At 35.3% G+C, this 12,668-nt stretch carries 10 protein-coding genes; 4 read left to right on the forward strand and 6 right to left on the reverse strand.

From position 1 onward, the window contains the following. Positions 1-19 precede the first annotated feature (19 nt). The gene (locus tag FTRAC_RS00840) at positions 20-916 is read left to right on the forward strand and encodes an ATP-binding cassette domain-containing protein (protein ID WP_013452326.1); all 897 of its coding nucleotides are present in this window, start codon (positions 20-22) and stop codon (positions 914-916) included. Next, complete coding sequence (locus FTRAC_RS00845) at positions 913-2,490, forward strand: glycine betaine ABC transporter substrate-binding protein (RefSeq protein ID WP_013452327.1); 1,578 nt, start codon at positions 913-915, stop codon at positions 2,488-2,490. Before FTRAC_RS00840 ends, FTRAC_RS00845 begins: the two co-directional genes overlap by 4 nt. A 102-nt stretch (positions 2,491-2,592) precedes the next feature. On the opposite strand, the gene FTRAC_RS00850 is transcribed toward FTRAC_RS00845, so the two are convergent. The 6 genes from FTRAC_RS00850 to FTRAC_RS00875 form a co-directional block, all read right to left on the reverse strand. Beyond that, positions 2,593-3,450: a universal stress protein gene (locus FTRAC_RS00850; RefSeq protein ID WP_013452328.1), complete on the reverse strand. Its 858-nt coding sequence runs from the start codon at positions 3,448-3,450 to the stop codon at positions 2,593-2,595. A 185-nt stretch (positions 3,451-3,635) separates the two neighbouring features. Continuing rightward, entirely contained in the window at positions 3,636-4,157 is a 522-nt protein-coding gene (locus FTRAC_RS00855) for a DUF2062 domain-containing protein (RefSeq protein ID WP_013452329.1), read from the reverse strand. Next, positions 4,123-4,473 (reverse strand): translation initiation factor, encoded by a 351-nt coding sequence (locus FTRAC_RS00860; RefSeq protein ID WP_013452330.1) that lies wholly within the window; start codon positions 4,471-4,473, stop codon positions 4,123-4,125. Before FTRAC_RS00860 ends, FTRAC_RS00855 begins: the two co-directional genes overlap by 35 nt. A gap of 66 nt (positions 4,474-4,539) precedes the next feature. Continuing rightward, positions 4,540-5,241: a pseudouridine synthase gene (locus FTRAC_RS00865; RefSeq protein ID WP_013452331.1), complete on the reverse strand. Its 702-nt coding sequence runs from the start codon at positions 5,239-5,241 to the stop codon at positions 4,540-4,542. A 146-nt stretch (positions 5,242-5,387) separates the two neighbouring features. Then, the gene (locus tag FTRAC_RS00870; protein ID WP_013452332.1) at positions 5,388-6,500 is read right to left on the reverse strand and encodes an MBL fold metallo-hydrolase; all 1,113 of its coding nucleotides are present in this window, start codon (positions 6,498-6,500) and stop codon (positions 5,388-5,390) included. Positions 6,501-6,542: 42 nt separating this feature from the next. Further along, a complete protein-coding gene (locus FTRAC_RS00875) occupies positions 6,543-8,168 on the reverse strand; it encodes an ABC-F family ATP-binding cassette domain-containing protein (RefSeq protein WP_013452333.1) in 1,626 nt (541 codons plus the stop codon). Between the two features lie 361 nt (positions 8,169-8,529). On the opposite strand from FTRAC_RS00875, the gene FTRAC_RS00880 reads away from it, so the two are divergent. Together FTRAC_RS00880 and FTRAC_RS00885 are read left to right on the forward strand one after the other, a co-directional pair. Then, entirely contained in the window at positions 8,530-11,460 is a 2,931-nt protein-coding gene (locus tag FTRAC_RS00880) for a hypothetical protein (RefSeq protein ID WP_013452334.1), read from the forward strand. Next, positions 11,457-12,545 carry a mechanosensitive ion channel family protein gene (locus FTRAC_RS00885; RefSeq protein WP_013452335.1) on the forward strand — a complete coding sequence of 363 codons (1,089 nt, stop codon included), beginning with the start codon at positions 11,457-11,459 and terminating at the stop codon, positions 12,543-12,545. The genes FTRAC_RS00880 and FTRAC_RS00885 overlap by 4 nt, the downstream gene beginning before the upstream one ends. Positions 12,546-12,668: the final 123 nt, after the last annotated feature.

The raw sequence follows: 12,668 nt of genomic DNA on the forward strand, positions 1-12,668 counted from the left end.
CGGCTGTAAATTGACAATTATGATTTCTTTCCAAAATATTGAAAAGTCTTTTGACCAACAGCTAGTACTTAAAAAGATTAATCTAGAAATCCAGAAGGGAGAATTGATGGTGCTTCTGGGGGCAAGCGGAAGTGGTAAAACGACAATGCTGAGAATGATCAATGCGTTGGAAAAGCCCGATTCGGGCTCAATAGAGATTTCGAATCAGAATATTGGTCTGCATAATATACTTGATTTAAGAAAGCAAATCGGCTACGTCATTCAGAAAGTTGGCTTGTTTCCGCATTATTCAGTATATGACAATGTAGCCACTATACTAAGATTGAAAGCTGAAGATGAAAAATCAATTAAACAAAAAGTTCATCAGTGGTTGGGTAAAATTGGAATGCCTGCTTCCATTTACGGAAATAAATATCCAGCCGAATTAAGTGGGGGAGAAGCACAAAGAATTGGATTGGCTCGTGCCCTTGTGGCAAAACCTAAAATGATTTTGTTAGATGAGCCTTTTAGTGCTTTAGATCCAATATCTAGAGTAATAATCAGGAATAAGTTTCGAAAAATCCAAAGAGAAGAAAAGCTAACAGCTGTGATGGTAACGCATGATGTTTTGGAGGCAGTTAGTATGGCTGATAGGATTTGTTTATTAGCCAATGGTGAAATCCAACAAGTGGGTACACCTCAGGAAATCATTTTTCATCCAAAGAATGATTGGGTAGCTAAATTTATCAAAGGAGATCAGTTTCAAGCCTCTTTAGCTTCGGTTTCACTAAATGAAATTCAAAAATATATTAAAGGTCAATTTTTTCTAGAAGACAATAGCGATAATTCAGTATTGGATTTTCTGCAATATTCAGATAGCAAATTTCATTCAATTGTTTTGGATGCATTCTATAATTGGAAGGAGGACAAAGGATGATGTCATTTCTTGATTTCCTAGTTAAAAATAAGGCGGAGGTCTTCAAACAATTATTGGAGCATATTGAGCTTACTTTGGTTTCGTTATGCATTGCGGTTTTGTTAGGAATTACAATCGGTATTTTAATTGCTATTTATCAAAAATCAACTAAAACGGTTCTCTCCTTCGTCAATACCATACAGACTATCCCTAGTTTAGCGCTTTTAGGCTTTCTCTTGCCTTTCTTTGGTATCGGGGTAGTTCCGGCAATTATTGCGCTTTTCCTTTACGCCTTGCTTCCTATAGTGCGAAACACCTATACGGGGATAATTGAAGTAGATGCTGCTGTAAGAGAATCAGCGATCGCCATGGGAATGAAACGCTCTCAAGTTTTATTTAAAGTAGAGTTACCATTGGCTTTGCCGTATATTATGGCCGGAATTAGAACGGCATCTGTGATAAATGTTGGAGTGGCTACTTTAAGTGCTTTTATAGCAGCAGGTGGTTTAGGTAAATTCATCCTTCAAGGCATTCAGTTAAATAATACCAATATGATTTTAGCTGGAGCTATACCAGCTTCATTATTAGCTTTGTTTTTTGATGCAATTTTAGGAAGGATTCAAAAGAGTAGTTTGAAAATTATTCGCTGGTTTTCTTTTATAGTTTTTGGTGGGATGTTGGTGTATCTGTTGATCTCTGGATTTCAAAAACTCAATTTTTCTTCGGATAAAAGAGAGCTTTTGGGCGGATTTCCATCTGAATTTGTTTTTAGAGAAGATGGCTTGAAAGGTTTATTCAAAGCCTATGATTTTGAAATAGATTATGTGGAAATGGAAATTGGCTTAATGTACCAGGCTTTGGCCAATGAGGAAGTAGATGTCATTAGCGGCTTTTCTACTGATGGCAGAATTAAAGCTTATAATCTAAAAACCTTGAAAGATAATCGTAATTATTTCCCTCCTTATGAAGCGGCACCTGTTGCCAGACAAGCTGTTTTAGATAGATTTCCTGAAATAAGAAATAGTCTGTCTCTACTTGAAAATCAAATCAGCAATGCAGAAATGACTGCAATGAATTATAGAGTAGACGAGGAAAAGAAGCAGCCTGAAGAAGTTGCTCTTGAATTTTTAAATAATAAAGGTTTCTTGGCAAAGAATAAGAAATCTGAAAGTAAGAATGGAACCATTAAAATAGGAAGTAAAGCATTTACTGAAAATTACATTTTAGCGCACATATTTAAAATGGTAATAGAGCAAAATACTCGATTGAATGTGGAATTGAAATTAGGTTTTGGTGGCACAAAACTTTTGATGGATGCCATGAAGAATGATGAAATTGATATCTATCCAGAATATACAGGAACTGCTTTATTATTGCTGTTGGAAACTAATGAGAAGGAGAGAGGAGTTTTGTTTTCAAATCCAGACAAAGTATATAATTTTGTTAACAAAGAATCACAAAAGCAATTCGGTTTTGAATGGTTGCCTGCATTAGGCTTTAATAATACTTTTGCAATTTTGATACGAAAAGAGCAAGCGGAAGAACTTGATTTGGATAGTGTTGAGGATTTAGCAGAGTTTACACAGGAAGAATAAAGGCTAAGTTTGTAGATGATGGTCGGTGTGCCACCGACCATGGATCAGACTGCGAATTATCCCCCGGTCGGTGACACACCGACCGGAAGCAGTTTACTGACATCAATCAGCCTCAATCACCTTCTTTTTAGAAGCTGAAAGTGCTAAAAGTGGCACTTTGGTATGGAATATCAAAGATTTGCTTTCGCTCTTGCTAAATAGGCTTTCAAATAACCCTTTCTTTCTTGGTAAAACCACTAAAAGGTCAATTTTATTCTTTTCTGCAAATTCATCTATACCTTCCTCTACATTTTTATTGACCATAAAATGGTACTGATGCGGAAGTCCTTTCAAATGCAGTTCAAGATTTTTAGCTTCCTCAGATTTTTCCCTGTCCAACATCGGCTCCGTACTCACATGAATCAAATGAATTTCGGAAGCATATGCTTGTCGAATGGCTTTAACAGGGCTAAGTAACTCTGCCATAATACCTTTGTAATCACTTGATAATGCAATGCTCTTAATATCTTCATATTTAGCATCTTCAGGTATGACCAGAACGGGAGCTAGTTCAGCTTTAATAACTCTATGAGCATTTGTTCCTAAAATCACTTCATCAACTCCACTTGCGCCTTTGGTTCCCATAATGATTAAATCAACATCATTTTCTAGGCAATATTCTTCAACCGCATCCTTTACATAATTCTCCGTTTTTATGGTTTCATATTCAAACTCTTTTAGCAGTGGTAATCTGCTTTCAAGTTTATCAAACTCTGAATTGATATACTTTTTAATATCATCTTCACTTTCTCCTACATCATATGCTAAGTTGAAGTCAGCATAGGCTAAGGGCACAGTGTAAGCATTCAAAATTGTAATTTCTGCTTGTGGATTGATCTGTTTTGCAAACTTTAGAGCATATTCCAAAGCGTTCATTGCGCAATCGGAAAAATCAGTCGGAACTAATATGTGCTTAATCATGGCTTCTAATTTTTTAAAGTTCAAAATTCAATAATCAGATTACTTTGCTTCTCTTTTGTAATCTTTATTTTAAAATTAGAAATATCTGAAATGAAATACACTGACTTTGATTACCTCTAATCCTGACATTTGTCAGTGTTTTTAATTAGGACGAGAATAGGGCTCAATAGTTGAGGGTAAATATTTTAAGCAGGAATTTTATTCCCCCTTCTTTCTGTCTTTCGTAACCTCATTTTTCTGGCTAATCTTAACAGTAAGATTGCAAGAAAATAGCTTCCGATAGCAATTGGAATGGTAAGTGCTAAGTTTCCTAAAGCGAATTGCTTGAAAAATAACAGAATTTGTCGAATAGTTTCATTCTGTACTTCCACATCAGGTAAACTATTGGAAATTCTACTTCCAATTCTATAGCTTAACCAATATATGGGGATAATAGTAATAGCATTCCACACCAACATAGAGAGCAAAACCGCCATTTTATTGAGCTGTTTGAAAATTGTCATAAAGCCAACACCAATTGCAGTGCTAAAACCTGGCGTAGGTAAAAGTGCTATTAAAGTACCAAATGAATAACTTAATGCAATGGATACATCAGATTTGTCAGAAGTGAGTACAGCAATCGTGTATCGCTTGAGTTTAAATATGAATTTATCTTTGTAGTAGCGCAGTTTTCTACCCGCCCACCTTTTTAACTTTGTTGTAGCCATCTTTTTGTAAAACTTCTATAATTTTTTCTCGAAAATCTCCTTGAATAAGAATTTCGCCATCTTTCACACTGCCACCAACACCACATTTTGATTTCAACTTTTTGCCTAAGTCTTTTAAATCATTTTCAGTTCCAACAAAACCACTAATTAGACTTACTTTCTTGCCAGCTCTGGCTTTCTTATCTAATTGCACTTTTAAATTTTGCTCCGAAGGCGGCAATGTTTCTTGTTCTTCTTGACTTTCATAATCATATTCAAAATCATCAGAAGTTGAATAAACAATCCCTTCTCTGTGCTTTTTGTTTTTCTTGCTCATGACAGTTTCTTCTATACTATATATACGTTTTCAGTGACTGATGTGCCGGATTTTATTAAGATATTATTAGATTTTGAAATCAAAATTAAGAAAGCTTAAAGTCCTTTCAAATTCAGATGAAATATTTGCTTTAATATGAACAACATCATGGCTAACAGGATGTTTAAATATGACTTCTTTGGCATGTAAGAGCATGCTGTCCATAGCCCATTTTTCCTTGAATAATTTGTTCTGCTTATTGCAACCATGGGGACGATCTGCAATAATCGGATGATGAATATGTGCCAAATGCTTTCTGATTTGATGCATCCTTCCTGTTTCTGGTCTTACTTCAACTAATGAATACCGGGATGTTTCAAATTTACCTAAAGGAACTGGAATTTCGGTCTTTGCTAAGGTTTTATAATGGGTTACAGATTCTTGTAATTGACCGCTTTCCTTCCTCAAGGCGTAATCGATAGTGCCTTCGGAATCTGTGAAACCTCTTACAATTGCTAAATAGGTTTTCTCAATCTGCTGGTCTCTGAAAAGAGCGGTGGTTTTTGAATTATTTTCTTCATCCAAAGCAAAGAGTAAAACCCCAGACGTTTTTCGGTCTATTCTATGTACTGGATAAACTCGCTGGCCCAATTGATCTCTTAGCAATTGCAAAGCGAAGACATCCGTTTCAGTAGCAATCTTAGTTCGATGCACCAACAATCCATGAGGTTTATTGATAGCCACTAAATAGTCGTCTTGGTATATTATTTCTAAGGGGGTGATGCTCACAGGTATTCTATATATCTAAATAGTACTAATTTTCAATCTCTTTTCTTTGTTCTCTGTACCTATAACTCTGTTTTAAGTACTTAATACTTACAACTTAATACTCACCACCCTCTACTCAGTACCCACTACCCATTACCCACTACTCATTACTCATTACTCATTTCTCCCGAATACTTCTTCCACCATCCATTTTCACTTTCATCACCTAATCTGAACCATTTTCCTTGTGGAATACTCAACAATGGAATCTCTTTTTCCACAGCTTGATTTTCAAGATCTAAAATGGGTTCATACCAACTATGCAAAGCTAAATCAAATGTGCCCCAATGAATAGGGAAGATCTTTTTAGCTCTCATTTGTTGAAAGGCTTCAATGGCTTCTATTGGATCCATATGGATGTCATGCCAAGCATCATTATAAGCCCCAATTGGCATTATGGCTAAATCAAATGGACCCAGTTTTTCATCTATTTCTCCAAAACCATCAAATATTCCAGTATCTCCGCCAAAATAAATGTTTTCACCCTCCATTTCTATTACCCAAGAAGCCCAAAAAGTATTGTTTTGACTAAATAATCTTCCGCTAAAGTGACGAGCGGGTGTGGCGGTTATAGATATACCATTTTCAGTATGAGTATCCCACCAGCTAAATTCCTTAATCTTTTCAGTTGGAACTCCCCAATATTCCAAGCTTGCTTTTACACCAGTAGGTACATAAAAGTATTTAGTCTTGGCCGTTATTTTTTTGATCGTTTCATAATCCAAATGATCGTAATGATCATGTGAAATCACAACAGCTTCCAATTCAGGAAGATCTTCAGCCGAAATAGGAGGGGCGCTGAATCTTTCAGGTCCCATGAAAGTAAAGGGGGAAGCACGCTCGCCCAACATGGGGTCAGCCAAAACATATTTGCCGTTTTTGTAAAATAGTACTGCAGCATGTCCTAGCCAATTGACTTGCAGAGTGCTATCGTTTTCCTGTTTATTATTTTCAGTAAATACATAGTCACTAGTAGGATTCGTTTCTACATCTCTTTTAAAATAATTCCGAAGAATACGAGGAACTTGAGTGAACTCTGCACTTTTTGTGGGCACCACATTAACAAACTTTCCTTTATTATAATAAGGAGATGATGCCATTTCCTTGGAGTTGGGAGCTTTACCGACAGACGGAACAAAATATTTTACCATATAATAGCCTAATAAGAAAAAGGCTACTACAATGAGTAAGCCTTTTAATATTTTAATTAAAATTTTCATTATTTCCTTAAACTGAAATATGAATATAAAGTTCCTTCAAAATTAAGCCGTAACCTTACCGTACAATTCTTCGCGCTGAGCCTGAATTCTATCATCGTCCATATATTGGTCGTAAGTTTTCAAACTGTCGATATTGCCATTTGGCGTAAGCTCTAAAATTCTATTAGCAACTGTGTTCGTAAACTCATGATCATGAGAAGTGAAAATCACAGTACCAGGGAAATCTTTCAAGCCATTGTTAAATGCCTGAATAGATTCCAAATCCAAGTGGTTTGTAGGTTCGTCCAACATCAACAAGTTTCCACCTGTCAACATCATTTTGGAAACCATACATCTAACCTTTTCTCCTCCTGATAAAACATTCACTGATTTGAAGGTTTCCTCTCCAGTGAAAAGCATTTTACCTAAGAATCCACGGATGTAAACCTCATCTTTTTCATCTGAATAATTCCTTAACCAATCGATAAGGTTTTCATTACCTTGGAAAAACTCATCATTATGGTTAGGTAAATAGGAGGTAGTGATAGTCTGACCAAATTTGAAACTTCCTGAGTCAGCTTGCATATTGCCGTTTAAGATTTCAAATAGGGCAGTAGTAGCCAAACTATTCTTACTCAAAACGGATATCTTATCGCCTTTATTAACGAATAAATCCAAATCCTTAATCAAGACTTTATCCTCAACTGCTTTGTTGAGTTTCTCAATCTGTAAGATTTGGTCACCCGCTTCTCTATTTTGATTAAAGATAATAGCAGGATATCTACGAGTGGAAGGCTTGATATCTTCTACATTGATTTTATCCAATAATTTTCTTCTACTAGTAGCTTGCTTTGATTTCGATGCATTCGCACTGAATCGGGCAATAAATTCTTGCAATTCTTTCTTTTTCTCTTCTGCTTTTTTGTTGGCAGATGATTTTTGACTTAAAGCCAATTGACTAGACTCATACCAGAATGAATAGTTTCCAGAGAACATATTGATTTGACTGAAATCAATGTCCACAATGTGCGTACAAACAGTATCCAAGAAGTGTCTATCGTGAGAAACTACGATAACGGTATTTTTGAATTCCAAAAGGAAATCCTCTAACCAAGCGATGGTATAAATATCTAAATCGTTGGTAGGCTCATCCAGAATCAATACATCAGGGTTACCGAATAAAGCTTGCGCCAAAAGGACACGAACTCTATAATTACCATCTACATCTTTCAATAATTTATAATGATGTTCTTCTTCAATGCCTAAACCGCTCAAAAGTGCTGCAGCATCAGATTCAGCATTCCAGCCGTCCATCTCTGCAAACTCTTCTTCTAATTCCGATACTTTAATACCGTCTTCTTCAGAAAAATCAGGCTTGCTATACAATTCTTCTTTAGCTTTGATGTTGTTCCACAATTTATCGTGACCCATCATCACGGTGTTCAAAACAGAATGCTCATTAAACTCATTATGGTTCTGCTTTAGCACAGCCATTCTTTTGCCTGCATCAAGGCTTACATTACCTTTGGTAGGGTTTATTTCACCTGAAAGGATTTTCAGGAAAGTGGATTTCCCTGCTCCGTTGGCGCCAATTACGCCATAGCAATTTCCTTGCGTGAATTTGATGTTTACTTCATCAAATAAGACTCTTTTTCCGAATTGGAGGGTTAAATTACTGGTATTAATCATAGCATTTTTTCAATCAGAGCGCAAAGGTACGGATATTCATTGAGAGTGGTGAACTTTAAGGTGGAGATATTTGCTAAAAATACATTATTTTACACTTAAAGGGATTTTGGTGAATTGCAATACAATAATTTCATTAATATTTTATTTTCAAAGATTTGGAAATTCACTTCTAATTCTCATATACCATTCTTCAACTTCAAACTCCCCTCTGACCAAACCCACACCCATCAGCTTTTTTTTATACTAAACACTAATTCAGGGAATTAAAAGTCCCCTTTGGGGATTTAGGGGCTTTTCCTTGTACCAGAATCGAATATTTGGTAAAATGCATGAAATTTCAACTTAGCTTACGCTTTAATTAATGGAGGAAAATCAAGAACAACTTGCAGGACAATGGCACTCATTTTTGCAAGAGTATTTTCAGCAACTTATTCAGCAGAAAAAATCTTTCTTAAAAGCTCATATTGAGTTTGTTAAGGATCAAAAACCTGTGCAAACTGATGAAGTCAATTTTAAGGCAGATGATGAATATAAGCAGGCAGTTTTTGAATTTATTAAAAATACATTTGCAGATCGACCTAAAATTGAAGAGGTAGATTTTGATGAGTTACACGCTAATTTAATAACCGAATTTCAGAATTTACTCTCTTCTGTACCCGATATAATTGTAAAGGAGCAAAAACCAGATCGGTTTAGTATACAAAAAGAAGATAGTTTTGGTTTAAAACTAAGAAAACCTTTTAAGATTTTCTTTTTTGGAGTAAGTAAAATACCTTTTCACTTTATCAACCTGTTTAGAAAGAATAGAAAGCCTTTAAAATATTGGAAGCATCAGATCAAATCTAAAGCTTTATTTGAACGACATTTTTTCAACGGGTTTCAGGATACTTTTAATGAGCTCAATCAAAATATCTTAAAAGAATTCACAGCTTCTTTGGTTAGACTTCGAGATTTTGAAGATTTACCAACGGATAAAAATCATACCAGCTTTGAAGAATCTGAGTTAGGTTATAGCGAAGTTTTTGTAAAAACTATAAAAACAAAAATTAATGATGAATACCTTCGTTTATGTAAAGCTTATGAAGTTGAATATCATTTGGTAGGTACTATTGAATTCAAAGAAAAATTGTTGAAATCTAAGCGACTAGTAAAGGATTATCAACAGTTTAAGAAGCAGTTTGCTAAAAAGCAACATCAATGGCAAAATACAATTCATGCGCTTTTTGAAGACTGGCGTTCTGAGCTTGAGCTTTCTGCTTTACAGTCCTTCTTGCAGAAAAGTGTTGATGATTTGAATAAGAATGTAGGGGAGTGGAATGATAAATTGCAGCATAATTTTATTAGTCCTATAAAATCATTCCTGGCAGAGGCCCAAGCTACATTTGATAATGATAAGAATCAGGAAGAAGATATATCAAAAAAAATTACTCAGGTAAAATATATTACAAATAAGCAATTAGACAAAGGTCTGATTCAGAAGATGCAGGAGAGCCTTTCTAAAAATACAATTCTAAATCAGATGGATAGGCTGGAACATTTGATCGGAGAGCGTATCGAAAAGCTGGGCAATGCTTATGTGGTAACCAAATCAAATCAATTTGATAATCCGCTTGAAGATCAAGAGCTTTCTTCTATTTCTAATTATGAATTGTTGTCGTTTGAGCTTAAACCAAAATTAAATGATGAACTAGAGACTTTAAAAAGTACTATTTTCCAAAAAATGGGAAACTTGCTGATTAAGGTGGGGGATATAGATGAAATTGTCAATTATGTTTTGAGTTCGGCCTCTAACTCATTGGGGTCGGAGGCAAATGAAAATCAAGCGCGCACCATCATAGTCGATGGGTTTGAAAGAGCTGAGAATACAGCTGAAGAGGTTGATATGCAAATGCAGGAAGTGATTGAAAATGCACAGTCTGAGCTCAAAAAAATGAATGATGAACTGATTCAGGAATTACAGAAGCTAAAAGAAAACGAGAATGTTTCTGCTTTAAAAATCCGAATCAGTAAGGCAAAAGCCATTCACAAATCTGAAGCCTTAACCCAACAAGTACTAGATTTTCTCAAGCACTATTTTCAAATCGTTAAAAAGTTCATGCTGGTTTATTATCAAAAGGCATGGGAACTTAAAGAAGAACTCTCAAAACGTTTTCTGTCGGCAACCATTGAAAATGAACCCAATAGAGCAGTTTCTGACTTTTTGAATGAATCCAATCAAGTGATTGAAGGATTGCCTGTCATTTATAAAAGGCTTTATGCCATTGAGCCATTAACCGATATGGTACTTTTTGAAGGCAGGGAAAAAGAAATTGAGAAGCTATCAAAAGCTTATACAGCTTGGACAGATGGCAAATACGCATCGGTTTTAATTACAGCTGAAAAATGGAGTGGAATGACCTCCCTGATTAATTATGCTGTTAAAAACATAAAATTCAATAATGTGCCTTTACGGATCGAATTGAAATTCAATGATCCTAATCCAAAGGTATTGTTTGAAAGTTTCTCAAAATTATTGGAAACAGAATTAGGCGATAAAGAATCTGTTATTGACTATCTAAATACAGGCAAGAAGCGAATTATTATAGTTGAAAATCTTCAAAAGCTGTTTTTAAGGGAGATGCACGGGCAGCGTTCTTTAGTCGAGTTTGTGGACATCATGACGGCTACCCAGAGAAATGTCTTTTGGATTGGCTCCATGTCTGTTTATACATTTGAATACCTGGAGAGGTCATTGAAAATGAGTGCATTTTTTAGTTACCATATCCCACTTGAGCCATTGAGTAATGATGAAATAAGCAAGCTAATTATTAAAAGAAATCGTATTAGTGGTTTTAAAATAAAGTTTGAAGCTTTAGATAAGGATGTTCATGATAAAAAGTTTAAAAAGCTAAATGATAAGGAAAGACAGCAATTTCTGAAAGAGCGCTTTTTCAAGGATTTGAATAATTTCGCCAAAAGTAATATCAGCATGGCATTGATGTTTTGGCTTTTGTCTACCAAAAAAGTAGATGATCAATCCATCATCATCAAGAATTTCAAGAAGCCTGATTTGAGCTTTTTATCATCATTAAAGAGTGATAGAGTGTTTGTTTTGCAGGCTTTAATTATGCACGATGGGTTAAAATTGGAGCAAGTTGCCACTGTTTTATCCTTCAGTGTAACCAAATCAAAATTCTTATTGATAGAGTTATTGGAAGATGGTGTTTTGATTGTAAAAGAATCACAATATCTGGTTAACCCGATTATTTATAGAAATACTGTTCAACTCCTTAAATCAAGAAATTTATTATGATACTCGGGCATATAAAATGGATACTGTTTTTTACGCTAGGACTTTTGTTCACGTTTCAAGTTGATGCACAAGATAGCCTTGTCAATAAAAAGGAGTCTTTAGTAGGGGTGAAATCAACTACCAAATCCCTTCCAAAAAAGCAACAAGAAGACACGCTTAAAAAGGTTCTGCCAATTGCTGACTCTCTTGAGGTTTTAAAAGATAGCTCAAAAGAGAATAATACAACTAAAAAGGATATAGAAGCGGATACTGTGGTTGTTAAGACTGAAAATAGTGGCGCGAGCCAAGGTTTTGAGGATAGCAAAATTAAAGAATTATCAAATCTGATATCCAGTGGGAATATTTTTTATACTGTTGTTTTCCTGCTCTTTGGCTTTGTTTTTATAAAAGTGGTCACTTTTATTTTGAATGCATTAGCCGAGCGAAGCACGAAGTATCGGATTGCTTTTAAAGGTTCTATCCCTATTGTGAAGATTGTGGGCTGGGTAATAGTGGTTATACTAATCATTGTGGTGATTTACCAACCTTCAGTAGCCTCTATGCTTGCCGTATCTGCCTCAATAGGAGTAGCCATTGGGTTTGCCTCACAAGATATTTTAAAGAATATATTCGGGGGAATTGTCATTTTATTGGATAGACCATTTGTTTCCGGTGATAAAATTGAGGTAGATAAATATTATGGAGAAGTTGTGGAAATTGGGTTACGCTCCACACGCATAGTCACACCGGATGATTCTTTGGTTTCGGTACCAAATGCGGTGATGATGAATAGTTCATTGTCTAATTCAAATGCTGGTGAACCGAATTGTCAGGTGGTGGCTGAAATCTATTTGCCACTTACAATAGATACTATCAAAACGAGGGAAATAGCCACCCAAGCGGCAACAGTTTCCAAATACATATATTTAGGAAAACCTATAACAGTACTGTTCCTAAATGAGGTCAATAATACCAATTCTTATTATAAAATGAGAGTGAAAGCATACGTGATGGATATCCGTGATGAATTCCGTTTTAAAAGTGATATGACAGAATTAATAATCACTGAACTGGTTAAAGAGGGAATATTGAAAGGTAAGTTTTGATTAAAATCTAGCAGAGTCTGGAGTAACCTTCACTAGCAAGATCCTAGCAGGAGAGTGTTTTTTCTATCGCTAGCGTCCCGCTAGTGAAGGTTACTCACGCCTCTGGCGTTCTATAAATTACTT

Origin of the sequence: Marivirga tractuosa DSM 4126, assembly GCF_000183425.1 — a bacterium.
GTDB classification, from domain to species: Bacteria; Bacteroidota; Bacteroidia; order Cytophagales; family Cyclobacteriaceae; genus Marivirga; species Marivirga tractuosa.